This is a genomic window from Pollutimonas bauzanensis (genome assembly GCF_900129885.1).
In the GTDB taxonomy this organism is placed as follows: Bacteria; Pseudomonadota; Gammaproteobacteria; order Burkholderiales; family Burkholderiaceae_B; genus Pollutimonas; species Pollutimonas bauzanensis.
In genome coordinates this window covers 36626-62808 of sequence record NZ_FQXE01000022.1, presented here as the reverse complement: position 1 = coordinate 62808, position 26183 = coordinate 36626, and the positions used below count along the sequence as shown (strand labels likewise).

Annotated in this window: 23 protein-coding genes; 12 read left to right on the top strand and 11 right to left on the bottom strand. The window is 62.3% G+C overall.

The window, feature by feature from the left end:
• Positions 1–19 precede the first annotated feature (19 nt).
• From BUB23_RS24875 to BUB23_RS24820, 12 genes are all read left to right on the top strand, one after another.
• The gene (locus BUB23_RS24875; RefSeq protein WP_073109746.1) at positions 20–1477 is read left to right on the top strand and encodes an aldehyde dehydrogenase family protein; all 1458 of its coding nucleotides are present in this window, start codon (positions 20–22) and stop codon (positions 1475–1477) included.
• Between the two features lie 64 nt (positions 1478–1541).
• Entirely contained in the window at positions 1542–2705 is a 1164-nt protein-coding gene (locus BUB23_RS24870; protein WP_073109744.1) for an iron-containing alcohol dehydrogenase, read from the top strand.
• 108 nt (positions 2706–2813) lie between these two features.
• Positions 2814–4799 carry an acyltransferase family protein gene (locus BUB23_RS24865; protein WP_143161132.1) on the top strand — a complete coding sequence of 662 codons (1986 nt, stop codon included), beginning with the start codon at positions 2814–2816 and terminating at the stop codon, positions 4797–4799.
• Positions 4796–6589, top strand: a complete 1794-nt coding sequence (locus tag BUB23_RS24860; protein ID WP_073109739.1) for an ABCB family ABC transporter ATP-binding protein/permease — start codon at positions 4796–4798, stop codon at positions 6587–6589. The genes BUB23_RS24865 and BUB23_RS24860 overlap by 4 nt, the downstream gene beginning before the upstream one ends.
• 60 nt (positions 6590–6649) lie before the next feature.
• Positions 6650–7153, top strand: a complete 504-nt coding sequence (locus BUB23_RS24855) for an SUF system Fe-S cluster assembly regulator (protein WP_073109736.1) — start codon at positions 6650–6652, stop codon at positions 7151–7153.
• Positions 7150–8595, top strand: a complete 1446-nt coding sequence (gene sufB, locus BUB23_RS24850; protein ID WP_073109733.1) for a Fe-S cluster assembly protein SufB — start codon at positions 7150–7152, stop codon at positions 8593–8595. Before BUB23_RS24855 ends, sufB begins: the two co-directional genes overlap by 4 nt.
• Positions 8596–8607: 12 nt before the next feature.
• A complete protein-coding gene (gene sufC, locus BUB23_RS24845) occupies positions 8608–9387 on the top strand; it encodes a Fe-S cluster assembly ATPase SufC (RefSeq protein WP_073109730.1) in 780 nt (259 codons plus the stop codon).
• Entirely contained in the window at positions 9384–10691 is a 1308-nt protein-coding gene (sufD, locus tag BUB23_RS24840; protein ID WP_073109727.1) for a Fe-S cluster assembly protein SufD, read from the top strand. The genes sufC and sufD overlap by 4 nt, the downstream gene beginning before the upstream one ends.
• On the top strand, positions 10688–11950 hold the full coding sequence (locus tag BUB23_RS24835; RefSeq protein WP_073109724.1) for a cysteine desulfurase: 1263 nt from the start codon (positions 10688–10690) through the stop codon (positions 11948–11950). The genes sufD and BUB23_RS24835 overlap by 4 nt, the downstream gene beginning before the upstream one ends.
• Positions 11943–12398, top strand: a complete 456-nt coding sequence (gene sufU / locus BUB23_RS24830) for a Fe-S cluster assembly sulfur transfer protein SufU (protein WP_073109720.1) — start codon at positions 11943–11945, stop codon at positions 12396–12398. The genes BUB23_RS24835 and sufU overlap by 8 nt, the downstream gene beginning before the upstream one ends.
• A gap of 10 nt (positions 12399–12408) precedes the next feature.
• A complete protein-coding gene (gene sufT / locus BUB23_RS24825; RefSeq protein ID WP_073109718.1) occupies positions 12409–12963 on the top strand; it encodes a putative Fe-S cluster assembly protein SufT in 555 nt (184 codons plus the stop codon).
• 73 nt (positions 12964–13036) lie between these two features.
• A complete protein-coding gene (locus tag BUB23_RS24820; RefSeq protein ID WP_073109713.1) occupies positions 13037–13462 on the top strand; it encodes an OsmC family protein in 426 nt (141 codons plus the stop codon).
• Between the two features lie 66 nt (positions 13463–13528).
• On the opposite strand, the gene BUB23_RS24815 is transcribed toward BUB23_RS24820, so the two are convergent.
• From BUB23_RS24815 to BUB23_RS24760, 11 genes are all read right to left on the bottom strand, one after another.
• The gene (locus BUB23_RS24815) at positions 13529–14347 is read right to left on the bottom strand and encodes a response regulator transcription factor (RefSeq protein ID WP_073109710.1); all 819 of its coding nucleotides are present in this window, start codon (positions 14345–14347) and stop codon (positions 13529–13531) included.
• A 292-nt stretch (positions 14348–14639) separates the two neighbouring features.
• Positions 14640–14948: a curli-like amyloid fiber formation chaperone CsgH gene (gene csgH / locus BUB23_RS24810; RefSeq protein WP_073109706.1), complete on the bottom strand. Its 309-nt coding sequence runs from the start codon at positions 14946–14948 to the stop codon at positions 14640–14642.
• A gap of 150 nt (positions 14949–15098) precedes the next feature.
• A complete protein-coding gene (locus tag BUB23_RS24805) occupies positions 15099–15788 on the bottom strand; it encodes a hypothetical protein (RefSeq protein ID WP_073109704.1) in 690 nt (229 codons plus the stop codon).
• A 96-nt stretch (positions 15789–15884) separates the two neighbouring features.
• A complete protein-coding gene (locus tag BUB23_RS24800) occupies positions 15885–16826 on the bottom strand; it encodes a CsgG/HfaB family protein (protein WP_073109701.1) in 942 nt (313 codons plus the stop codon).
• A complete protein-coding gene (locus BUB23_RS24795; protein WP_143161131.1) occupies positions 16823–17293 on the bottom strand; it encodes a curli assembly protein CsgF in 471 nt (156 codons plus the stop codon). The genes BUB23_RS24800 and BUB23_RS24795 overlap by 4 nt, the downstream gene beginning before the upstream one ends.
• Positions 17294–17854, bottom strand: coding sequence for a curli production assembly/transport protein CsgE (locus BUB23_RS24790; RefSeq protein WP_245801380.1), 561 nt, complete (start codon positions 17852–17854; stop codon positions 17294–17296).
• 275 nt (positions 17855–18129) lie between these two features.
• On the bottom strand, positions 18130–18603 hold the full coding sequence (pgaD, locus tag BUB23_RS24785) for a poly-beta-1,6-N-acetyl-D-glucosamine biosynthesis protein PgaD (protein ID WP_073109698.1): 474 nt from the start codon (positions 18601–18603) through the stop codon (positions 18130–18132).
• Positions 18600–19928: a poly-beta-1,6-N-acetyl-D-glucosamine synthase gene (gene pgaC / locus BUB23_RS24780; protein WP_073109695.1), complete on the bottom strand. Its 1329-nt coding sequence runs from the start codon at positions 19926–19928 to the stop codon at positions 18600–18602. The genes pgaD and pgaC overlap by 4 nt, the downstream gene beginning before the upstream one ends.
• Positions 19925–21955 carry a poly-beta-1,6-N-acetyl-D-glucosamine N-deacetylase PgaB gene (gene pgaB, locus BUB23_RS24775; protein WP_073109691.1) on the bottom strand — a complete coding sequence of 677 codons (2031 nt, stop codon included), beginning with the start codon at positions 21953–21955 and terminating at the stop codon, positions 19925–19927. The genes pgaC and pgaB overlap by 4 nt, the downstream gene beginning before the upstream one ends.
• Positions 21956–21964: 9 nt before the next feature.
• A complete protein-coding gene (pgaA, locus tag BUB23_RS24770) occupies positions 21965–24418 on the bottom strand; it encodes a poly-beta-1,6 N-acetyl-D-glucosamine export porin PgaA (RefSeq protein WP_073109687.1) in 2454 nt (817 codons plus the stop codon).
• A gap of 559 nt (positions 24419–24977) precedes the next feature.
• Positions 24978–26000, bottom strand: a complete 1023-nt coding sequence (locus tag BUB23_RS24760; RefSeq protein WP_073109681.1) for a tripartite tricarboxylate transporter substrate binding protein — start codon at positions 25998–26000, stop codon at positions 24978–24980.
• Positions 26001–26183: the final 183 nt, after the last annotated feature.

The following is a 26183-nucleotide window of genomic DNA, read 5'->3' as shown; positions in this document are numbered from 1 at the left end:
ACGGCATCCAGGAGACCCCATGCAAAACCGCAGTTACGATTGTTTCATCAATGGCCAATGGCTGCCCGCCCATTCATGCGAAACACTGGAAGTGACCGATCCTGCCAATGGCGATGTGCTGGCGCACATTGCCCGCGCCGCCGCGCGCGACGTGGACGATGCCGTGCAGGCTGCGCGCGCAGCCTGCAATACGTGGGCCGGCTGCCCGCCAGTGCAGCGCGCCCGCATTCTGTACGCCATTGCGCAGCGCATCGCGCAAGAAAAGGAACACCTGGCCGAGCTGGAAAGCCGGGATACGGGCAAACCGCTGAAACAGGCCATGGCAGATGCCGTGGCGGCGGCGCGCTTCTTCGAGTATTACGCCGGCGTGGCCGACAAGGTGCTGGGCACCTCGATTCCCTTGGGCAACGAATATTTCGACTTTACCGTGCGCGAAGCGCTGGGCGTCACGGCGCAAATCGTGCCGTGGAATTATCCGCTGCAGATCGCATCGCGCGGACTCGCGCCGGCCCTGGCAACCGGCAACACAGTGGTGCTGAAACCGGCCGAGCTGGCGTGCCTGAGCGTGCTGGAACTGACCCGCATCTGCCATGAAGCCGGGCTGCCTGCCGGAGTGCTGAACGTGGTGCCCGGCTACGGGTACGAAGCGGGCGCCGCGCTGGCGGCGCATCCGGACGTCAACCTGATCGTCTTCACCGGATCCGTAGCGACCGGCGTCGCCGTCATGCAGGCCGCCGCGCAAAACATTGTGCCGGTGTTGCTGGAGCTGGGAGGCAAGTCGCCGAATATCGTGCTGGCGGACGCCGATCTGGATGAAGCCTTGCCGGTGATCCTGCGCGCCGCATATCCGAATTCGGGGCAAACCTGCTCGGCCGGCTCGCGGGTGCTGGTGCAGCGCAGCGTCCACCGCGAACTGGCCGGTAAACTGGATGGGCTGAACCGCAACCTGCGGGTCGGCCCCGGCCTGCAGGATCCCGATATTGGGCCATTGATCAGCGGCGCACAGCAGCGCAAGGTGCTCGACTATATCGAGATCGGCCGCAGCGAAGGCGCGGAAGTCCTGGACGGCGGCAATTTGCTGGCAGGCCTCGACGGCAGCCGCGGAAACTATGTCATGCCTACCATCCTCGATAGCGCGGCGGCCGGCATGCGCGTGCATCGCGAAGAAATTTTCGGGCCGGTGCTGACCATCGTGCCTTTCGACGATATCGAAGAGGCGGCGGCGCTGGCCAATTCCACAGATTACGGCCTGGTCGCGGGCATCTGGGGCAAGGATGGCGGCGCCATCAACTGGCTGGCGCAGCACGTCAAGGCCGGCCAGGTATTCGTCAATTGTTATGGCGCCGGCGGCGGCGTCGAACTGCCGTTCGGCGGCTACAAGAAATCGGGTTTCGGACGCGAAAAAGGCATGGATGCGCTGCTGTCATACACGCAGGTAAAAAATATCTGCTTCCGTATTCCATCGCCGCGTGCCTGAGCGGATGGAGAGCCCCGTCCCGCATGGCGCGGCCATGCAAGCCATTATTTTTTAAGGATTGACCATGGCAGCAGACAGCATTTCAACATTTTCCTGCCCGACACAGCTGATGTTCGGCGTCGACGCCCACCGGCGGCTGCCCCGGATTCTTGCGGAATGGGGCTTTTCGCGCATCTTTGTCATGCTCGATCCGGCGCTCGGGCAGAGCGAGATATTCGGCAGCATCGAAGCACTGCTGGCGGACGCGGCGATCGAGACCTCGGTATTCACCGAGATCGAACCCGAGCCCAGCGACACCACCGTGTATGCCGCGCTTGCACGGTGCCGGGCACAGGGCGGACAAGCCATTCTGGCGATCGGCGGCGGCAGCACTATCGATGTCGCCAAGGCAGTTGGCATTCTGATGACCAATGGCGGCGAGATTGCCGACTATGAAGGGACCGAAAAGTTTGCAAAGCGGCCCTTGCCGCTGATCGCACTGCCGACGACCGCGGGAACCGGCTCGGAGGTCTCCGGCGCATGCGTCATTACCGATAGCGCACGTGGCGTCAAGATGGCCATCCGGCATGCGGCGTTCAGCCCCGCGCAGGTGGCGATTCTCGATCCGCTCGCGGTCAGTTCCATGCCGGCCCACGTGGCGGCCCATTCGGGCATCGATGCTTTTGTGCATGCGTTCGAATCCTATGTCTCGAAACACGCCAATCCATTCTCCGACGCCGTCAATCTGCATGCCATGATGCTGATTGCCGGCAGCATCCGGCAGTTCGTCGCCAATCGCAAGAATGTGTCGGCGGCGCTGGACATGCTGAGCGGTTCCTCGATGGCGGCGATGTCGTTCGGCGTGACCGGGCTGGGCAATGTGCATTGCATGGCGATGGCGGTGGGCGCAATGTTCCCGGTGCCGCACGGCCTTGCCAACGCGGTGTGCCTGCCGTATGCAGCGGAGTTCAATTTCATCGCCAATCCGGCGCGGTATGCGCGCGTCGCCGCCATCCTCGGCGCCAACGTCACGGGCATGTCGGATGTCGCCGCCGGGCGGCTGGCGATCGAAGCCATTCGGAATCTATGCTCGGATCTCGGCATTCCGGCGCGGCTGCGCGACGTGGGCGTCACGCAAGACCAGATCGGCGAATTGGCGCGGCGCAGCTTTGCCGCCGATTACAACCGGTGGAACCCGCGCCATACCAGTGAGAAGGAGTTCGTCGCGCTATTTCAGGGAGCATTCTGAGCAGTCTCGGCCCGTGGAGGCGAAACCGGGCGATTATCAATTGATACACGCCAGGCAAACTTTGCTTGCTACACTTTGCCTCCTTCTTTGCGCAACATAACGGGATTCATGTCTGGCGGTGCTCCCTCTGCCGTGGTATCGGCTTATTTTTCCAAGACCTATCGCCCCGAAGTCGACGGCCTGCGTTCCATAGCCGTCATCAGCGTGCTGCTGTTCCATGCCGGTTTTGCGCCTTTCGGCGGCGGCTTTATCGGCGTCGATGTGTTTTTCGTGATTTCGGGCTATTTGATCACGCAGATCATCTACGCCGATTGCGAGCGCGGGAAATTCCGTTTCCTGCCTTTCATGGCGCGCCGCGTCGCGCGCCTGTATCCGGCGCTGATGGCCACTTTGCTGCTGGTCATGGCGGCGGGCTTCGCGCTGTTCGATCCCGCCCAGTACAAGACCCTGGCGGCCTCGACGGCCGGCGCTTTTTTTTCGGCATCGAATTTCCTGTTCTGGCAGGTGGCCGGCTACTTCGATACGTCCTCGGAGCTCAATCCGCTGCTGCATACCTGGTCGCTCGGGGTCGAGCAGCAGTTTTACCTCATCTGGCCCCTGATCATTTATGCGGCCTGGCGCTGGCGGCATGGCCATCTGCCGCAGATCCTGCTGCTGGCTGGGGCCTTGTCGCTCGCCGCGTCGCAGTGGTTCACGGCGCTCGACCCGTCGGCGAATTATTACCTGATGCCGTTCCGGATGTTCGAGTTCGCGGCGGGCGGCGTGCTGCCCTGGCTGGAGCGGCGGCGCATGCCGCGCAATGCCGGGCAGGAATGCCTGCTGGCTGCGGGCCTGGCCTTGCTGCTGTACAGCGTATTGGCGTTCGACAGGAATACCATCTTCCCGGGCGTGAACGCCTTGCTGCCGGTGGCGGGGGCCGCATTGTGCATTTATGCCGGACGGGCACGCTATCTGGGCGCGGTGCTGCGCAATCGCGCGGCGGTATCGATAGGGCTGATTTCCTATTCTTTGTATCTGGTGCACTGGCCGCTTATCGTTTTTTACAAATACCATGTCTACCGGCCGCTGGGCTTCCAGGATAAAGCGCTGCTCTTCGCCTTGCCGTTCCTGCTGGCCTATCCTTTGTACCGCTGGGTCGAATGCCGCTACCGGAAAATCGATCTGCTCCGCTGGCCCGCGCCCAAGGCGGCTTTCCGCGCGGCGGCCCTGGCTCTGACGCTGGCGCCTGCGGCTTGGGTCTATTACGGCCAGGGCCTGCCTTTCAGGGTGAACGAGCAGTATCGCGCGCGGGCGCTGGATCCGGCGGCGCAAGAAGAAGGGCGCTTCGGCGGCGAGGCCTATGCCCTGGATGCGGTGCTGGGCGACAAGACCGCTGGCCAGCCCGCCGCGGTCTTTGCGGGCGACAGTTTCGCCTTGCAATACGCCGCCGGCTTCGATTACTGGCTCAAGGCAAAGAACATCAAGATGCAGGGGGTATTCCAGCACGGCTGTATTCTGGGGCGGGATGTCACCCGCCTGCTGAATGGCCAGCCGCGCGAGGATTGCCTGGCCAGGACCGCGCAGCTGCAGGCATTGCTCAAGGGCAATGACCTGGCCCTGGTCTATGCCATGAGCTGGACGGGATACCGGGACCTGCTGGCGCGCCCCGACGGCAGGCGCCTGGAATTCGCCAGCCAGGCCGAGTACGGGCGCTTTCTGGCCGCCAACGTGCTGGATCTGATCGCGGACAATCCCGCCAGAAAGCTCATCGTCATCGGCACCCAGCCCGGCATCCGGGCCAACGGCGGCGTGGCCGCCTGCCTGGAGCGGCCCGATTATTTGCCGATGCGCTGCCTGGACGCCTTGTCGCTGCCCCGGGAGTTAGGCCTGGGCTACGACCTCAACCGGCAAATGGCTCGGGCTTTTGCGGCGCATCCCCGGGTGCTTTTCCTGGACCCTTACGACGTGCTGTGCGAGCAGGGCGTTTGCCTGGCCATGGGCCAGGGCCGCTTGCGTTATTCCGATACGTCGCACCTGTCGCTGGCCGGCTCGCTGGAGGTGTCGCGGGCATGGGTGGATAAAATCATCAAGTTCCTGGGGAAACCTGCCACATGAAATTCAGCCACCGCGGCGCGGCGCCCGCCCGCCGCAATGATATACAGACCATCAAGTCGCTATTGCCCTATGTGTGGCAGTTCAAATGGCGCGTGAGCGCGGCGCTGGCCTGTCTGGTGGCCGCCAAGGCGGCCGGCGTGATCTTGCCGCTGTTCCTGAAAGACATCGTCGACAAGCTCAGCGTGCCGGCGACACTGCTGGCCCTGCCGCTGGCCGCGCTGGCGGGCTATGGCTTCGCGCGCCTGGCCGCCAGCGTGTTCGGAGAGCTGCGCGACGCCCTGTTCGCGCGCGTCACGCAAGGCTCCATACGGCGCATCGCGGCGCAATTGTTCAAGCATCTGTTCGCCTTGTCCCTGCGCTTTCACATGCAGCGCCAGACCGGCGGGCTGAGCCGCGACATCGAGCGCGGCACCAAGGGCATAGGTTTCCTGCTCAACTTCATGGTGTTCAATATTCTGCCCACCTTGCTGGAAATCGGCATGGTGGCGGCCATCCTGCTGTGGCGCTACGACTGGAGCTTCGCGGTGGTGACGCTGGGCACGATCGCATCCTATGTGGCGTTCACCCTGCTGGTGACCGAAAAGCGCATGGTCTACCGGCGCAGCATGAATGACCTGGACAGCAAGGCCAACAGCAAGGCCATCGATGCCATGATCAATTACGAAACCGTCAAGTACTTCGGCAACGAGGCCTACGAACTGGATCGCTACGACACGAACCTGGGAAAGTGGGTCGATTCCGCCGTCAAGAACCAGATATCGCTGAGCTTCCTGAACATGGGGCAGGGCTTGATCATTACCGTCGGGGTCACGCTGCTGTTATGGCTGTCGGCCCAGGGCGTGGTCGACAAAAAGATGTCGGTGGGCGACGTGGTGCTGGTGTCGGCCTATCTGACCCAGTTGTATGCGCCGCTGAACTTCCTCGGCTTCGTCTACCGCGAAATCAAGCATGCGCTGGCCGATATGGAGCGCATGTTCGGCCTGATGGAGCAGGGGCTGGAAGTCGCCGACAGGCCGGGAGCCCGGCCTCTGCGCACCGGGCAGGCCACGCTGCGCTTCGAGCATGTGGATTTCGGCTATGAGCCGAATCGGCAGATACTGTTCGATGTCAGCTTCACGATACCGGCGGGCGGGACGCTGGCCGTGGTGGGGTCGTCGGGCGCCGGCAAATCGACCTTGTCGCGCTTGCTGTTCCGCTTCTATGATGTCGGCGCGGGGTCCATCATGGTCAATGGCGTGGATGTTCGCGACCTGACCCAGGCCAGCTTGCGGCGCCATATCGGCATCGTCCCGCAAGATACGGTGCTGTTCAACGACAGCATCTTGTACAACATCGCCTATGGCAATCCGGACGCCACGCAAGAAGAAATCTTCGAGGCCGCCAGGGCCGCGAGCATCCATGATTTCGTCATGAGCCTGCCGGAGGGCTATCAGACCCAGGTCGGCGAGCGCGGGCTGAAATTGTCGGGCGGCGAAAAGCAGCGCGTGGCCATTGCCCGCACGCTGCTGAAGAATCCTCCCATTCTGGTCCTGGACGAAGCAACCAGCGCGCTGGATACGCGCACCGAACGCGCCATCCAGGAGGAATTGCGGCAGATCGCCAGAAACCGCACGACGCTGATCATCGCCCATAGGCTCTCCACCATAGCCGATGCCGACGAAATCATCGTGCTGGACCATGGCAGGGTGCTGGAGCGGGGCTCGCATCGCGAACTGCTGGCCAGGGACGGCCGCTATGCCCAGATGTGGGCCTTGCAGCAGGCCGGACAGGATGACGAAGCACTGGTTTGACAAATATAGTACCGGATTGGTACTATTTGGTTTGACGGGTTGAACCAGGAGAAAGCGTAGATGCTGCGCATCAGCAAAATCATTGATTACGGCACTTTGGTGCTTACCTACATGGCCGGGTCCCCGGACCGTGTATTCAGTGCCGCCGATCTTGCCGCTACGCTAGGCCTGGGCCAGCCCACCGTCAGCAAGGTGCTCAAGCTGCTGGGCCAGCGCGAACTGGTCAAAAGCAGCCGTGGCGCGCGGGGCGGCTATGTGCTGGGGCGGCCCGCCCACGACATCAGCATCGCGCACATTATAGACGCTCTGGAAGAACAGCCTTTCGGCCTCACCGAATGCACCTCGGTGCCGGGGGCATGCAGCGTCGAGGCGGGTTGCCATATACGCAGCAATTGGCAGCGCATCAATTCCGTCATCCGCCATACGCTGGAAGACGTCAGCGTGGCCGACATGCTCAGCCCGACACCCATTGAATTTCCACTGATTGCCCGGCCTTTGCCCGAGTCGAAAGTCAGAACCCGGGCGGCCCAGGCCCAGCCCACGACATGGAGTTTTCCTGAATGAATACCGTAACCGACAGCATCGACTCTTTTCTGGACCGCGAATATTCGGCAGGATTTGTCACCGCGATAGAATCGGACACCATCCCCAAAGGCCTGTCGGAAGACACCATACGCTTGTTGTCGGCCAAGAAGGGCGAGCCCGAATTCATGCTGGAATGGCGTCTTGCGGCATATCGCCACTGGCTGACCATGACGCTGCCCGAATGGGCCCAGGTCAGTTTCCCGCGCATCGATTTCCAGGATATCAGCTACTACTCGGCGCCCAAGAAGAAAGACGGCCCCAAGAGCCTGGACGAAGTCGACCCCGAATTGCTGCGCACCTACGAAAAACTGGGCGTTCCGCTGCACGAGCGCGCCCGGCTCGCCGGCGTCGCGGTGGACGCGGTTTTCGACTCGGTATCGGTCGCCACGACCTTCCGCAAGCAGTTGGCCGAAGTCGGGGTGATCTTCTGTTCATTCTCGGAAGCCGTCAAGGATCACCCCGATCTGGTGCGCAAATACCTGGGCACGGTGGTGCCCACCAGCGACAATTATTACGCGGCGCTGAATTCGGCCGTGTTTTCGGATGGCTCCTTTGTCTACATACCCAAAGGCGTGCGCTGCCCCATGGAGTTGTCGACCTATTTCCGGATAAACGCGCAAGATACCGGCCAATTCGAGCGCACCCTGATCATCGCCGATGAAGGGGCTTCGGTCAGCTATCTTGAAGGCTGTACGGCGCCCATGCGCGACGAAAACCAGTTGCACGCCGCAGTGGTGGAACTGGTCGCGCTGGACGACGCCCGCATCAAGTACTCGACGGTGCAAAACTGGTACCCGGGCGACAAGGACGGCAAAGGCGGCATTTATAACTTCGTCACCAAGCGCGGCGACTGCCGCGGCGCGCGCTCGCGTATTTCCTGGACCCAGGTGGAAACCGGGTCGGCCATCACCTGGAAGTATCCCAGCGTCATCCTGCGCGGCGATGACTCCACCGGCGAATTTTATTCCGTGGCGCTGAGCAACCACAGGCAGCAGGCCGATACCGGCTCGAAAATGATACATATGGGCCGCAATACGCGCAGCACCATCATTTCCAAGGGCATTTCGGCCGGCCACGGCAGCAACACCTTCCGCGGCCTGGTGCGCATGACCCCCAAGGCGGAAAACGCGCGCAACTACACGCAGTGCGATTCGCTGCTGATCGGCAAGCGCTGCGCGGCTCATACCTTCCCCACTATCGAAGTGCAGAATCCCTCGGCCAGCGTCGAGCACGAGGCGACGGCCTCCCGCATAGGCGAGGATCAGCTGTTTTACGCCATGCAGCGCGGCCTCTCGGCCGAGGATGCGGTATCCATGATAGTGAACGGGTTTTGCAAGGAAGTTTTCAAGGAATTGCCAATGGAATTTGCAGTCGAGGCTCAGAACCTGCTCGGCGTAAGTCTGGAAGGCAGCGTAGGCTAAGGAGAAGTTGTAATGCTGAACATCAAGGATTTGCACGTTTCGGTCGAGAACAAATCGATATTGCGCGGGCTGAATTTGACGGTCAATGCGGGTGAAGTGCACGCCATCATGGGGCCCAACGGCTCCGGCAAAAGCACTTTGTCGCAGGTGCTGGCGGGACGCGAGAGCTACAAGGTGGAAAGCGGCTCGGTGGACTGGATGGGCCAGGACCTGCTGGCCATGCCTATCGAAGAGCGCGCGCGCTCGGGCCTGTTCATGGCCTTCCAGTACCCCATAGAAATTCCCGGGGTCTCGAACGCCTATTTCCTCAAGGCCGCGGTAAACGCCGTGCGCCGCCATCAAGGCCTGCCCGAGCTCGATGCGATGGATTTTCTCAAGCGCGTCAAAAGCGAAATGAAAGCGGTGGGCATGAAGGAAGAATTCCTGTACCGCTCGGTCAACGAAGGCTTTTCGGGCGGCGAGAAAAAGCGCAATGAAATTCTGCAGATGACCTTGCTGGAGCCCAAGCTGGCGATACTCGACGAAACCGATTCGGGCCTGGACATCGACGCCCTGAAAGTGGTGGCCGACGGCGTCAACCGCCTGCGTTCGCCAGAGCGCGCGCTGGTCGTCATTACCCATTACCAGCGCTTGCTCGACTACATCGTGCCCGATTACGTGCATGTGCTGGCCGGCGGCAAGATCGTCCGCTCGGGCGGCCGCGAACTGGCGCTCGAGCTTGAAGAGCGCGGCTACGGCTGGATCGGCGAATCCGCGCCGGCCCCGAAGGGGCAAGCGGGAGCCGCGGCATGAGCACTGCACAAACCTGGGAGGCCGATTTCTCGGCCCGCGAGCAGGGTTTGGCGGGCGCCGGGCTGCCTTGGCTGGCCGCCATGCGCAAGCGCGCCATTGCGCGATTCGCCGACGAGGGCTGGCCCACGACCAAACAGGAAAGCTGGCGCCACACTTCGCTGGCCACGCTGGAGCAGCAGTCCTTCCTGCCGGCCGGCAAGGCTGCGCCCGCCGAGCTCGCGCAGGCGCTGCGCCAGGGCGAAACAGGCCATTGGATGGTATTCGTCGATGGCCGATTCGCCGCTGAGCTCTCGGATATCGGCTCCCTGCCGGCGGGCGCCCAGCTGACCCCGCTGTCGCAGGCGCTGGTGGATGCGCCCGACCAGGTGCAGGATGCCTTCGGCGATGAATCGCGGGGGTCGAGCAGCGCCGCATTGAATCTCGCGCTGGCGGCTGACGGCGCCTTCATCCGGCTGGGCCGCGGCGTAGCGCTCGAAGATCCGGTACACCTGGTGTTTATCGCCGCCAGCGGGCGGGCGGCCAGTTTTCCGCGCAACCTGATAACCGCCGAAGCGGGCTCCCAGGCGACCATCATCGAGCACTATGTGGGGCAGGGCGACAGCGCAACGCTGACCAATACCGTCACGCGCGCCAAGCTGGCGTCCGATGCGCGCATCACGCACGTCAAGCTGCAGCAGGAAAGCGCGCAGGCCTTCCACCTTGGCGCCCTGGACGCCGAGCAGGACAAGGGGTCGGTTTTCAACTCGCATTCCATGTCCTTCGGCGCCCGCCTGGCGCGCCACGACATCGCCACCACGTTCACCGGGCAGCGTTGCGAGACTCTGCTCAACGGCCTGTATTATGTCGACGGCCGGCGCCATGTCGACCACCACACGCTGATCGGACACGCGCAGCCGCACGGGGTCAGCCGCGAGTATTATCGCGGCATACTCACCGATACGGCGCGGGGTGTCTTTGGCGGGCGTATTCTGGTTTCGCCGGGCGCCGACGGCACGGACGCCGTGCAGCGTTCCGACAGCCTGTTGCTGTCGCGCCTGGCCAAGGCCGATGCGCGTCCTGAACTGGAGATCTACGCCGACGATGTCAAGTGCGCGCATGGCGCCACGGTCGGCCAGATCGACGAAGAAAGCATGTTCTACCTGCGCGCGCGCGGCCTGGACGAAGTCCATGCGCGCAGCCTGCTGACTTATGCCTTTGCCGCGCAGTCGCTCGAGCGCATCGAGCTCGAATCCGTGCGCCGGCGCGTGGCCGGCGCGATACGCACGCTCCTGCCCGGCGGCGCCAGCCTGGGAGGCCTGCTATGAACGCCCCTGCGCTGGCCGCGAGCCGCGCGCCGCTGCTGGACCGCGGCGCCGACTTTCCCATATTGTCCCGCCAGGTGCAGGGCCGCCGCCTGGTGTATCTGGATAATGGCGCCACCACCCAGAAGCCGGCGGCGGTGATCGACGCCGAACGCCAGTTCTACGAGCAGTCCAATGCCAATATTCATCGGGGCGTGCACTGGCTGTCGCAGCATGCCACCGATCTGTATGAGCAGGGGCGCGAACAGGTGCGCCAGTTGCTCAATGCCGCCCGCCACGAGGAAATCGTCTTCACGCGCGGCACGACCGAAGCGATCAACCTGGTGGCCTGCAGCTGGGGGCAATCGGCATTGAAGCAGGGCGACGAAATCGTGCTCACGGGCATGGAGCATCATTCCAACATCGTGCCGTGGCAGTTGCTGTGCGAACGCAGCGGCGCCGTGCTGCGGGTGGTGCCGGTGACCGACAGCGGCGAGCTCGATCTGGACGAATACCGCGCCCTGCTCGGGCCGCGCACCCGGCTGGTCTGCGTGGCGCATATCTCCAATGCCCTGGGCACGATCAATCCGATTGCTGAAATAGTGCGCCTGGCGCACGAAGCCGGCGCCAAGGTGCTGGTCGATGGCGCGCAGGCGGTCGCTCACCAAGCCGTCGACGTGCAGGCGCTGGGCTGCGATTTTTATGTCTTTTCCGGCCACAAGCTGTATGGCCCGACCGGGATCGGGGCTTTGTACGCGCGCTACGACGTCTTGAACGGCATGCCTCCCTGGCAGGGCGGCGGCGACATGATACATACTGTCAGCTTCGAGCGCAGCACCTATGCCGATGTGCCCCAGCGCTTCGAGGCCGGCACGCCGAACATCGCCGGCGTCATCGGCCTCGACGCCGCCATACGCTACGTTCGGGAAGTCGGCCTGGAGGCCATCGCCGCCCACGAGCAGTCGCTGCTCGCCATGGCGACCGCCGAACTGCAGGCGCTGCCTGGCGTTCGCCTGATAGGCACAGCGGCGCACAAGGCCGGCATATTGTCCTTCGTGGTCGACGGAATCCACCCGCACGACCTGGGCACCATCCTGGACATGGAAGGAGTCGCCATACGGGCCGGCCATCATTGCGCAATGCCGCTGATGACGCGCTTCGGCATCCCGGGCACCGCCCGGGCATCCCTGGCGCTCTACAACACGCAAGAAGATGTCGACGCCCTGATGGCGGGGCTGCGCAAGGCGCAAAAATTGTTTGGAACAGGACGCAAGGATGACTGAACCGTACGGCGATCTACGAGAGCTCTACCAGGAAGTGATCTTCGACCACAACCGCCATCCGCGCAATTTCCACGCGATGGACGACGCCAGCCACACCGCGGTGGGGCACAACCCCCTGTGCGGCGACCAGCTGACTATTTATGCGCGGGTCAAGGACGGCATCGTCCAGGAGGCCAGTTTCGTGGGTCATGGCTGCGCCATTTCGACCGCTTCGGCGTCGCTGATGACCGAGGCCGTCAAGGGCAAGCCCATTGCCGAAGTCGAAATGCTGTTTCGCGATATGCATGCCATGCTCACAGCGGCCCATCCCGAGGGCCGGGACTTCGGCAAGCTTGAAGTCCTTTCAGGGGTGCGCGAATTTCCGGCCCGAGTCAAGTGCGCCACGCTGGCCTGGCACACTTTGCACAATGCCATTACCCAGGCCAAGGATACGGCTCGCACCGAATAAGAGGCGCATTATGAGTTATGCACGTCAAGAAGTGATCGTGAACCGGGATTGCCCGGCGGTGACCATTCCTTATGGCTCTCCCGTGACCATTGAAGAAGGGTGTTCGGCGACGATCACCCAGCAATTGGGCGGAAGCTACACGGTGATGGTGGAAGGCAACCTGTACCGGATCGAAGGCGCGGATGGCGATGCGCTGGGCTTCGAGCCCGACGAGGCGCAAGTGCATGTGCCGGAAGGTCCGGTCACGGCGCAGTCGGTCGAGGATGCCGCCTGGAGCCTGCTGGCGACCTGCTATGACCCCGAGATTCCCATCGATATCGTCAACCTCGGGCTGGTTTATAGCTGCATAGTGTCGCCGGCCGGCGATGATCAGTTCCGCATCGAAGTCCAGATGACGCTTACGGCGCCGGGCTGCGGCATGGGAACGATGATAGCCGACGAGGCGCGCAGCAAGTTGTTGTCTATACATGGTGTCGACGAGGTCAAGGTGGACCTGGTCTGGGACCCGCCATGGAGCCGGGAAATGATCAGCGAGCCGGCGCGTTTGCAAATGGGTCTGTTGTAAAGCCTGGACCGGGGCCGGCCCGCAATTGCGGCCCCTTGAATACACCCTACATTCTTACACTCAAGGAGCAGTCATGATCAAGAAAGCATCGGCAGTCTGGAAGGGCGGCATCAAGGACGGCGGCGGCACCATTTCGACCGAGACGGGCGTGCTGGACCATGCCCCTTACGGCTTCAAGGCGCGCTTCGAGGACGGCCCGGGAACCAATCCCGAAGAGCTCATCGCCGCGGCGCACGCCGGGTGCTTTTCAATGGCTTTGTCGCTCATGCTGGGCGAGGCCGGCCTGACCGCTGAAAAAATAGAAACCCAGGCGGCCGTAACGCTGGAGAAGGTCGGCGACGGCTTTGCCATCACTTCCAGCCATTTGACGCTGGTGGCCACGATACCCGGCGCCGACCAGGCCAAGTTCGACGAGATCGCCAATCAGGCCAAGGCCGGTTGTCCGGTATCCAAACTGCTTAACGCCAAAATCACCATGGACGCCACGCTGCAAGCCTGAGCGTTTCCTTGCTTCTTCCCGCAGCAGCCCGCATGGCGCGCCGTATCGGCCGACCCGGTCAGCGGTTCAGGACCTGACTCCGACGCTATGCCTGGCTTGCGGGCTGGACCTGACATCGATGGCGGACTGGCCGTCGATGCCAGGCTTGGGCGGATCCGCGCAGGCCTGCTGGGCTCCGCTGATCGACGCCCACCCCAGCGTGGCACCGCGCGACACCGCCGCATACACGGCGGCGTTGCGGTTGTGGACATCGAGGCGCTGATACAGCGTTTCGGTGTGGGCTTTGGCGGTGGCGACCGAAATGTTCAGATAGCGGCCTACGGTTTTCATCGGATAGCCGCGGGCCAGCAGAACCAGCACTTCGTATTGGCGCGGCGTCAGGCCCAGCATCTGGCATTCGGAGTTGGCTTCGGGAACGATCTTGCTCTTGACTTCCGCGGGCGGCGGCCACTTCACGGGTTCGTACAGCGGCATCAGCGATTGCGTCGCCTTGTTTATATTGGGTCGCAGCGGAAAGCAGGTGCCTCCGGCGAGGACCAGCCGCACCGAGGCTTGCAGCACTTCGGGCGGTACGTTTTTCAGCACGTATCCGGCTACGGAAGGCGGCAGGCCTTTTACCGATTGCGGCATCTCGCTGCTTTCCGACAGCAGCAGCATGGCTTTCGGCGAATAGGCGCGATCGGCGGCGGTGGTCAGATCGTGGATATCCTCCAGCGATGACACTGACAACAAAAGCAGGTCGCAATGGCGGGATGTTGCAGCTTCATGTGTAGGGGCGGCATAGTCGGCGCCTTCGAGCTTTACGCCGGATACGACATCTGACAAGAGCTGCAAGATACCGAGCCGTAGCAAAGGATGAGGCTCGACGACAATAATGATCGGCATTCTTTCTTCTTCCTAAGTTCCACGTCGCTTGTTGCGTCGATCGGGAGGCTGAAGCATCCGAGGAGTTGCAGAGCTGACTGCCCTTCACACGACATCCGGGCAATGCATGTCAGCGGCTCTTTCGCATCATATTCAGCCATCTGTCAGGTTTCGCGCTGGGCGAAACAAATGATCCAATTGGATTATTACGTTTTGTATGGTATTGGCACACGGCTTAATACGCAAGTATTTACTTACTTTAGTAAACGGCCGTAAGTTATTACTATAATTAACAAATTTCTCCGCCTAAATATTATTTTGGGCAATCGAAATGATAGCGCCTTTCACCGGCCCCGCTTTCGGTCAGTATCAGGTCTATCTGGCAGTCGTCGGCGGGGGAGCGGTTCAATGACATGCGTGACAATGCGGCCGGCACGTTCGCCACTATGGTGACTACGCCCCCTTGTCCCAGTACCGACTTGCCCCCGCTGCCTTGCCTTACCGCGCGGACCTTATATCGCAGCGTCATATTCTCAGTGCTCTTTACGTATGGAACGATGACAGCGGGTTGAGTTTTCGCAAAGGTTTCGAGCCAGACCTGTATATCGCTATCTGCAGCCATGTTTTTCCCCTTTGTTGTATTCTGATTTGTATCAAATTTACAACGCCGCCGGCAGCGAGAATCATTCCAATTCTTGTTGGGCGGGTCACGAGCAAGCAGCGTGCCTGCCCGTGACCGATTCCGCGATAGCGCCGTTATCCGACGCTATCGTTACCGCTGATTGATATACGCGGTGTTGTAGGCGCCGCTGGATTGCGAGACCGTCGCGGTCTTGTTGGCTCCCGTTTGAAGAATGGTCGCTTCCTGGCCTACGCCGACCTGGCTGATGGAGGCGACCAGGTTTTTGCCGGCCTGGGTAATATAGGCGTCGTTGTATTTACCGACTTGGCTGATGTTGGCCTGGTCGGTCTGGGTGCCCGTGCCATTCTGGACAATGCCGGCGGTATTGCGTACGCCGGCTTGATAGATGGAGGCTTCGACGTTGCTGCCGGTCTGGGTTGCCCATGCATCGTTGTTCGAGCCGCTGGCCTGATTGATGCTGGCGGTCTGATTCAGACCGTTGGTCCAGCTGCCGTCGACCCAGACTTGGCTGTGCCGGCCGTTCTTGACCCAATGGCCCGTTCCCCATGCGCCGCCTTGATCAATGGTTGCCGATCCGGCGCTGGCGGTCTGGATGATGGTGGCCAGGCCGCCGTCGACCTGCTCCTGCAGGACGACGGCGTCATTGCGGAATCCATCCTGGGAAATGGTGGCGACGGCTCCGTTGTTGTCATACTGTTCAATGGAGGCGTCGTTATACCAACCCTTTTGATAGACCGTGGCATTATCGGCTGCCATTGCCGCGGTGGCGCCGTAAGCCAGGGTGATGCCCAGGGCGAGTGCAGACAATTTGATACTCATATATTTCTCCTGAAAATAAAGACCAGGTACTGCAGGTTAATCCGGCGGTCTTTAATACCGGACTACTGGACGACGCTACGGCTGCTATGCTTGCGCCTAGTTGCCAGGGGCCACTAGCGCAGCAGAAGTCTTGTTCACGTCCGCGGCTAAGTCGATCGGGGTAGCGGCGTAGTTGGTTTCTTCCCGCAGGTAGTTCTGGATGATCGGCAGGTTCCAGTCGCTTTCATTCTTGAGCACCCAGTTCCTGTCCTTGAGGCCTTGCACGGTCAGGTGCAGCACCGCCGCTTCTATCGCTTCCTTGACGCACAGCTGGGCGGGCTCATTGCTCGTGACGCCGCCCTCGATTTCCAGCAAGTCCTTGAAGTTCACGAACTTGTAGACGCTGGGGCGCACCTCGTACGAGAAAATGGTCTTGGTGGTGGATACGGTCTGCAACACCTGGCCGGTGCGGATGTCGACGCTGCGCAAGCCTATCGTCACCTGATCCATGCGGTACTGGGTGGACAGCCCGACTCCCAGGAATTTGGCTCCCAGCCCGCCAGTCCTGACATTGCTTTCATAGGAAATGATTCCGCCATCTATCAGGATGGAGGCCGGCACCAGCGCCGGGATATAGATTTCGGGCGCATCCTTGGCCTGCGAACCGTCCAGCGCCCGGACTATCCGGCGCTCGGTCAGCAATTCCTGCAGGCTTTCCCGCTCGACGGGGGTGAACCAGCCGGATTCCTTCAGGGCCTTGACCAGCATCGAGGCGGCCCCTTGCGTGACGGAAGTCGAAAATGAGCTGTCCGGCGAGGGCTTGTACTGCCCGGTCTGGTCGCGGAATCCATACACGGCCACTACGACTTTCCCCTTGGGCGGCGGCAGCTTGCGCAAATCGTGCGATGACGGCGTGGGCGGCGTCAGCTGCGCGGCGGTCGTGACTTTGACGGGGGTGCTGGGCACCGCGCAGGCACCGAGCGCGCCGCACATCATCGCGGCCATGCCGGCGCTTGCCAGGCGCCGATAGGCGGCGCTGTTTTTCTTGTCGGTATTCATCCTGGATTGCTCACATTGAAAACGGTCGTAGCGCCTGTCAGCTTGTCTATCGTGGTGATGGTCAGGTTGTTCGGGTTGGTCGCGGAGACCGCGACGGTGATGGTGAAGTTGCTGGTTTCGAGGCTGCCCGGTATGAAATTGCCGTTCGCGTCCATGATCTGGGCGCTGGCGGCGTTGGACATGCGGTTGACGACGTTGCGCTCTATCGCCTCATTGAGCAGCTGGGCGGGCGTCTTGTCCTCTATGCCGTACCTGTCCGAATCGATATCGGGGTCCTTGTGCTTGTTCGTCGCCAGCGCCGAGTTCAGCAGCACCGACCCGTTCAGCGGATTGCCGCCAAAGGAGGGATTGAACGGGTAATACACCAGCTCGGTGGCGGCGGCCTGGCCGGCCAGGGCCCAGGATGCAAGCATCAAGGCGTTGCGCAGGCGATAGGGTTTTCTCTTCGACACGGTAGCTTCTTTCATTTACATCTCCTCTGGCCCCAGGTCAGGGCTTTTAACCATGATGCGTTCGACTTCACTGTCGGTGATGTTCTGGTAGACGATCTCTACCGCGGCCGCGCTTATCTTCTTGGTCGCGGCCCGCGCGGGCGGCAAAAAGGCGTGAAACATTTTTTTTTGCCGGAATTGCACCCATATCTCGCTGCCGAAGCGCGCCGATGGGCGCTCGTATATCGAAATCGAGAACTGGCCGCCGGTGTCTTTCTGACGCCACAGTGAGGTGAAATACTGGTAGAAATCCTGGCCCAGCACCGTCACGGTGCGATTGACCACGACACCGGCCAAAGGATCGTCAAATACGCTTTTCCGGGGTCCGTTCGCACCATTCATGCCATTCGCGCCATTCGCGCCATTCGCGCCATTGAGGCCGGGCTTGGGCAGCTTGTCCTTGGCGACGGCGGCCTTGCTTTCGGCCGCCTCTGTCGCCTGCGTGGCGTCCTTGATTACCGTCATGGCGGCGGCATGGGCGGCCTGGCCGCACAAAGCGAGGGCCAGCGGAGCCAATACGGTGGCGAATGTGCGCATCTAATCCTCTCCCTGCCGCGGTTTCGCGTTATTGTTGCGGTTAAGCGATACGACAAAGGTCAGTGCGTGCTGCATCGTTGACCTCTTCCCCTTGCTGCTTATGGTTACATTCCTGAGTCTTTTCTTAACTTGAAGAAACCAAATGCTTTGATGTATCTTAAGGTCCTACGCTGCGAGATACATGCGTCAGAAGGCGTAGGCCGCACTCCGCTGTATGTCTTAGTTCATGCTCCGCCAAATGACCGAGGCCAAAAGCGTTCTTTCGCCAGGCGTCGTTACGCCACTTTGACCGCTACATAGGCCTTGTCGTCGTCGGCGCGCTGCATGCGCAATTGGTCGGTTTCCAGGTGCGCAATGGCGCCATCCGGGGCGTGGTAGATCACCGTCACCCGGCTGTCCTGGATTTCACGCAATTGGTTGCAGGACAATCGAAAGTGCTGGGCCACGCTGGCGTCGTCTATGGGGGCCGGCGCGCGCACGCGGCGCAGGTCTTTGAAGAAAAGCTTGCGGTAGCGGGCCCACAGGACGAGCAGCAAGGCGTTGAAGGCGGCCACCAGCAGGTAGGCCGCCAGCGTCGTCGCCGTGGGCAGGAAGGGGTCGAGGATGGCGATTCTCGGGCTGTCGTAGGTGCCGTCGATGATGCTGGCCACGCCTTTGGTGAACAGATAGAAAAAGCCTATCCAGCCTAGGGCGGTCAGCGTCGCGTCTATGGCCTGCGCGATGGACGAGCGTTGGGTGGTGATGATCATGACAACTCCTTGATGCCGCGATCCGGGCTCGACCAGCGGGCGCGCTGGCGCCGGATGCGAAGCATGACTTTGGGGAAACTGCACAGGGTGGTGAACAGGTTGATGATCCAGTAGGCGAACGGATACCAGATGATCCAGTACAGCGAACGCGCCAGGGTAGGCTCGTAGCGCCGGTCTATCAGTATGCTGACGGCGAACTGCATCAGGCAGACCATGGCCAGCACCATGCCGGTGAATGAGGGAGGCATGAGTATCGACACTTGTATGTTGGGCGGCAGCGCCACGGCGTGGCCCAGCAGCCACAGCACAATGGAAAGGGCGAATGCGAAAGCCCAGGCAATCGACAGGCAGTATTCGAGCAGCAAGGGCCATAGGCGGCGATGCCGCCAGCTCCAGATGGTGAGCAGGTTCTTCAGAAAGACTTCGGCGCCACCCTGCGCCCAGCGCAGGCGCTGTTTCCACAGCCCATGCAGGGTTTCGGGCATCAGGATCCAGCACAGGGCGCGCGGCTCATAAAAGACCGCCCAGTTTTCGCGCTGCAGTTTCCAGGTGATGTCGATGTCCTCGGTGATCATGTCCAGGCTCCAGTAGTCCACCTGGGCCAGCGCCTGGCGCCGGAACGCCGTAACCACGCCGGAAACCGTGAACAATTGCCCATAGACGCGCTGGGTGCGCTTGATGAGTCCGATGATCGAGGAAAATTCGCCCACTTGTATGCGCCCGATGAGCGTGGACCGCGTGCGGATGCGCGGATTGCCGGTGACGGCGCCCACGCCTGGATTGTGTATCAGGGGGGCCGCCAGGTAGCTGACCGCATCCCTGTCGAGCAGGGCATCGCCGTCGATGCAGACCAGGTAATCGCTGCAGGCCGCCATCGCGCCCATGCGCAGCGCCATGGCCTTGCCCTGGTTGTGCGCCAGATGGATGACGCGCAGCCTCGGATGCTCGGCGGTAAGCTTGTCGAAAAGCGCCGCGGTGCCGTCGGTGGAGCCGTCGTTGATGGCGATGACTTCGATATTGGGATAGTCCTGCCCGAGCGCGGCCAGTATGGTTTCTTCGCCGTGGTCCGCTTCGTTGTAGCAGGGGATGATCACGGTGATCAATGGCTGGCCGGGAAACTGGGGCGGCCGGTGGGGCCGCCAGGCCCAGTGCCGTTCCCAGTGATACCAGAAGTACAGCCCTCCCGCCATCCAGATGCCTGACATGAACAGGGGATAGAAGAACACGAAGTTGAGCAGTACGCTGCTGGTCAGGACCAGGGTGAGCCCGAACGGGGCGCCCAGCGCGATGCACAATACCAGGAAGGCTATGAGTCTATCGATCATTGGAAGGGATACCAGGCGTTGGAAATGGCGGGCCGGATGATGTCCAGCCGGGGCTGATTCTGGGTGAAATCGTCGGGGTAGTAGCCGAAGCTGCGCGCTCCGCTCAGTTGCAGGCGCCTGAGCCAATGGGCCATCAGCGCAGAGTCCACATGCCCCGAATCCTCTTGTCCGGCGGATGGCCGCCAGTCGCGGCCCTGCACCTCGAAGACGGTCTTGTTCAAGGCGCCAGGCCGCGATCCGACCGCCTTGACGAGCTTGTCCAGCCACGCATCGGCATGGTCTGCATGAATGTTTTCCATCCACGGCATGGCCATGGGCGCGGTCCAGTCGTAGGCCGCCAGGAAGTCGTCCAGGTTCTGCGCGAACCAGGCTTCGCTCTCAGGATGAAGAATGGGCTCGGCAAAGATATTGCGCGCCGTCTTGATCTGCGGCCCGCGGATGGCGCGCACATGCTCGGCCAGCGTCTTGGTGAAATCGATCAGGTACTGGCTTTTGTAGCGGGTCCAGCGCTGCAGGGTGGCAGGATCGGCGCGCAATTCCCGGAGCGTGCCGGGCAGGCCGGCCGCGCGGTAGGCCGCGAGCGCCTGCGGGCCGGCGTCCTCGAAGTCCGACAGGATCGCGTCGTCGTGGAAAAGGATGCCATTGAAAAGCGCGTGCCGGGAAAGGTCTTCATACAGATCGATGATCTGTTGCCGGGCGCGGGGATCGAAGGGCGACAGGCGCTGATATTGTTGCGGGTTTACGGCGGTGGCGCCGGTCGACGGATCCCAGCTGGCCACGCGCGCGATCGAAGGCGCCAAGTCATAGCTCAGCACCGGCAGCCAGGCATAGACATCCACGGCGGCGCGGCTCTTCAGTTGCCAGGCGGCGCGATTGAACAAGTCCGCCCGCATGGGCAGATGGCGGTTGGGAAAATACACCGACTTGACCAGCCCGTCGCCCGCGGGGTCGGCAAAGGCCTGCAGGAAAACCGTGGTGATCCTCATGTCGGCGATGCGCTGCACCAGGTCGCCCAGGTTGCGGTCCATTTGCGCCGGATCGGGGTCGTACACATAGTCCAGGTCGACATGCGCCACCCGCATCACCAGGTTGTTCTCCATGACCATGCTGGCATTGGCGAAATTGCGCAGTTGCGGATCGTTCGACACCAGCACGCGCGGCGTGTCGGCCAATTTGCCGGCGTCCCCCAGGCCCTCGTCCAGCGTCAGCACGAGGGGATAGCCGTTGGCCTGGATGATCCTGGAGGCTTGCCCGCTGGCGGCGCCATAAGGCCATACCCAGACGCGCGGCGCCTTGCCCGTCACCCGGCGGATTTTCCCGGTGATCCGTTTTACATCATTGGCGATGCGCGCCTCGTACGCGGCATCGGTTTCGTATTGTCCCGTGCCGGCATCGTAGGCATGGGCCGCCGCGGCGGGCTGCTGGTTGCCTTGCGGATTCGCCGGGACGCCATAGTGCAAGGCATCGGTATGGGCGCCGATTTCCACCAGCCCGGAACGCGCGACTTCCCTTATCTGGTCCCAGGTAAGAAAGCGCTCGCGTTCCGTCGGGCGGCCTCCGAAATCGACGTCCTGGTCCTCGGGCGTGTCCACCCATACGCCCACGGGCGCCAGGATGGCCGGCCACCCATAAGCCTTCAACAGCGGGAACACGCGCGTATAGAAGCTGCGGTAGCCATCATCGAAAGTCAGCAGCACGGCTTTTTCCGGCAGCGGGGCGCCGCCCTTGCTGGCCGCCAGGATTTGATCCACCGTAATGGGCCGGTAGCCGTTCTCGCGCAGCCAGGCGAATTGCTCCGCCAGGTGTTCTGTCTTGACGCTGACGAAGGCCTGGTCCGGATCGCTGTCCTCGATATCGTGATAGGCCAGCGCCAGGTATTTATTCTTGGGCCAGGGCTCGTTGAAATTATGGCTGGGGCGCTGCTCCGGCGGAACGAAGGCGGGAATATCCTTGGCGCATCCGTTCAAAAGGAAAAGCGAGCACAGCAGGCCGGCCAGTGAGCGTATGCGGGGTAGGTGGGCAAACATGGCGGCTCTCTAGAAACGGAAGTTCATTTCGAACAGGATGCGCAGCTCGCGTTCGCGGACGCCGTCGTACGGCCGGCTGATGCCTGTCAGCGTGGCGCCGATGTCGGCCGCGTCATTGAAGTGATAGCGCATGCCATAGCCCAGGGCGGCGATGGCGCCGGGGCTGTAGCCGCGTTGCGCATAGACCCCGCCCCCCAGCAGGAAGCTTTGCTCCCATACGGTTTCGTAGCGGCGATAGAGAATATGGGTAAGGTTGACCGTCGGCACGGCTTCCAGGTCCGCCCGCGGGTTGAAATAAGGGACGTTTTCCATGGAATTGCGCGACGCCGCGATACTCATTTGCAGATCGGCCTTGAGCCTGGGCGATGTGTATAGCCTTTCGCGCCCCGAAATGACCGCGGTCAGGCGGTCGTTGCCGTCGCTGAAACGCGCGGGAGACAGGGAAAAAGTCCATTCGCGGCGTTCGTTGGCGCGCCAGCGCACAAAGGCGCCCAGGGTGTTCGATGAAATGTCGCTGCGCAAGGCGCGCAAGGGGGTGTCGCGCGAGCGCAGTTCCGCCGAAGCGCCCACTTGCCAATGGTCGTCGAATTCATAGGCGCCTGTGGCCCGGGCGCCCGGCTTGGTGCCATAGCCATAGTTGTGGGTGGAGACTTCCAGCTCGGCCGTCAAATCGCGCCCGCGCCATTCCAGTCCGGTGCGCAGCCAGCGGTAGTTGCCGCGGCCTTCTTCGAAATCGCCGGTGGCGTAGCCGCCGCCGCCGAAAACACGCCAGTTGTAGTCCAGCGGCGCGGAATAAAGCACGGTATCGATGCCGAAGTCGCCGCTGCCGCTTACCGGACTGTCGGAGGCTATGCCGCCATTGCCCGTCACCCTGAGTTCGGCTTTGTTGTGGACATCCCATCGGCGCGCCAGGGTGTCGGTGGATTTTTCCTCGGGAAAGCGGGCCGCCAGGTCCAGGGCCAGGGATCTCGCCTGGCGCCATTCCTGCAAGTCCAGGGCCGTCAAGCCTTGTCCGGCTTCGAGCTCCACCGACCGCGGCTCCAGGGCCTCGGCCATTTTCAGCTGCGCTTCCGAGCTTCGGGGCCGGTCGCGCCCCCGATATACGTTGGCCAAGGCGGCGCGCAAGCCCACATTGCGCGGCGCCTGGCCCACCAGTTCCTCCAGGCGGCTTTGCGCGGCCACGGTATCGTCGACATAAAACAGGCCCAGAGCGGCGGTCTGCTCCGAATACAAATGCAGATCATTGGGGATCTTCTGGGCAACGCCCTTGATGTGCCGCCAGGTCGGCTGTCGCGCCCGGGCGGCCTCTATCACCCGGGTCGCCTCATCGAACTGTTCGCTTTCTATCAGGGAATAGAACAGCCCTGTTTCGTTGCTCAAGCGATCGCCCGGGCTGTCCAGTCTGCTGGCGCTGTCGTTGATCACCTGCCGGTAGAGATGGGCGGCGGTTTCCGGCTGGCGCAGATAGAGATAGGCGCCCGCCACGTCATCCAGCGCATAGCGCGGAATTTCGATGCCTTCGGCCTGCAAGGCTTCATAGCCGGCCACGACATCCTGCATGCGCATGCGGGTGTACAGAGCCTGCAGCCTATCCACCCGGATACGCAAGAGGTCATTGCGCGCCTCGGGCCCCAGCGCTTCCCACGCGGGAATCAGGCGCTCATATTCGGCCAGCGCGCGGTCGGCGATCACAAAGCGTTCCGATTCCTGGCGAGCGGGCATGTCGGCCAGCCGCGACAGTTCGGCGGCATGGTCGGCCTCCAGGTTGCGCAACTGCGTGTCGCTCATCAGCCCGGCGTGCTGCCTGGCTATGGCGAGCGCCGCCACAGGCAGCCCGGCGTGCTCAAGGGCTGCGACGTACTCGCGGATGACATAGGGTTTTGTGGGCGCCAGTGTCCTAGCCTGGTCGGCCTCCTGCAAAACGGCGTAGGGCGAATGCGCGCCCCTGTAGGCATAGCCCAGCGCCAGGCGGACATCGGGGTCGCCGGGATGCTCCGCCACTTGTTCTTCGCCCAGGCGGACGGCCTCGTCCGTTCGTCCCGCATCCGTCAATACCATGATCTCCCCGACGACGAAGGATGTCTGGCGCGGGTAGCGCGACCTGCCTTGCCGATAGCGGGTCAGCGCATCGTCCCAGCGCTGCCTGTCGCGGTAGGCTTGCGCCATGGTCTTGAGCACATCGGCGGGGGGGCGGTTGGGCGCGGGCTGCAGCGCCTCATAGGTGGCGATGGCTTCATCCGGCCTCGCCGCCCATCCGGCAATCAGGATGTGGTCGTAGGCGGCGCGCAGGTCCCCGGGGTGCTGCGCCCCGTGCTCGCGCAACATGGCAAGGGCGGGCTCATAGTTGCCGCTGCGCGCCCCGCGTATCAGCGCGTCGTAATCGGCGCGCGATACCCGGGCCGACGCCGTGTTCGCGGCCAGCAGCATTGTCACCAGGATCAGGCATTGAAAGGCTGGCTTCATGATCGCCCGCTTAACTGGAAACTGGCGGAATCGATCGTTTTCCGGACTGGCACATGGTGTCCTTCCCTTGCGGTTTTCATTCGTTTTATTGGTGGAGGGCAGCGGGAATCCAGGATGTATGGCCTTATGCCAACACGCGCCCCCTCCATGCCTGCCAGAATTTTTAATATCTGGATACAGACTTGGTTAAATGCATCATAGAGACGAATACCCGCCGGCAAAATGCGGTATATGGCTTACGCTGCGCCTGAGGCGAACGCCTTACGCCGATATGTGGAATATGCCGCCGGAGCGCCAGCCCGCGGGCGGCGCGATGCGAACGGCCCGCCGCGCCGTCGACGGGAGTCGCAGGCAGGGGCGGTTCGGCGGGAGAGCGTTGCGGCGCTTGCGCCGCGGCGTCCCCGGCCGCCGGGGCCGGGGTTGTCCGGGTGATGCCGGATTAATTGATGCCTGGCTGATTGATGCTGAGCTGATTGATGCTGAGCTGATCGATGCCTAGCTGATCGATGCCTAGCTGATCGATGCCTAACTGATCGATGCCGAGCCGATTGATGGCGGCCTAATTGACCTTGATATTGGCCTGCTTGGCCAACTCCCGCCACATAGGCAGTTCGGCCTGCACGACTTCGTCCAGCTCGGCGGCGGTCCCGCCTACCGCCACCGCTCCCTGGGCCAGGAAGTCATCCTGTATCTTCTTGTCCCGGGCCGCGCCGGCAACGGCGCGCTGGATTTTTCCGATGATGGCGTCCGGCGTATGGGCGGGCGCGAAGATGGCGTACCACGAGTCGACATTGAAGCCGGCTATGGTTTCGGAAACCGAGGGCACGTCGGGGAATACCGGGGTGCGTTCCTTGGTCGACACCGCGAGCGCCTTCAGCTTGCCGCTTTTCACGAATTGCGTAACCGAGGGCAGCGACACCCACAGCAGAGGTATGGTTCCGCCCAGCACGTCTATCGTGGCCGGGCCGCCGCCGCGGTATGGGATATGGGTCAGTTTGAGCCCGGTTTTCAATTTGAGCAGTTCGCCGGCGATATGGCTGGGCGAGCCGGTTCCCGCCGAGCCGTACGGAATATCGTTTTCGGAGTGCTTGGCGTAGTCGATCAGCTCGGCCAGGGATGAAGGCGGGAAGGCCGGGTTGGCCACCAGGATTTGCGGCGCGGACGCCACCATGGAAATAGGGGAAAAATCGGTCCCGGTGTCGAACGACAGCTTGTCATAGATGGCGGGGTTGATGGTATGGGACGACAGCGTAATCAACAAGGTATAGCCATCGGGCTGGCTCTTGGCGACGTAGGACGTGCCTATGGTTCCCCCGGCCCCGCCCTTGTTCTCGATGACCACCGGCTGGCCCAGCGCCTTGCTCAGCGGTTCCTGCAGAATGCGGGCGGCTACGTCCACGCTGCCGCCCGCGGGATAGGACACGATCAGGCTTATCGGCTTCGCGGGGTAGGCGTCCGCGCCGGCGGCCTGCGCCGGCGCGGACGCCATGAGCACGGCCGCCGCAGCCGCCGCCACGGCCGTGCCGGCCGTTAGAAGGCCTGGCGCCTTGCCCGAATGAAAACCGCGTTTATTCCGCTGCATGCTGTGGCCCCTTTCAAGCCGCAGCCCCTGCTGCGACCGGCTTTCTGTTTAAGAGTATGGTTGCTCTACGACCGAAAATTCTATGGGTGTTTCTTGCCGTCCACAACGACGATTCTTGTATATAGTAATTATGAATCGCGCCTTGCGCCGCTTTATTTATTATGATCCTGTGCCGAGAACGAC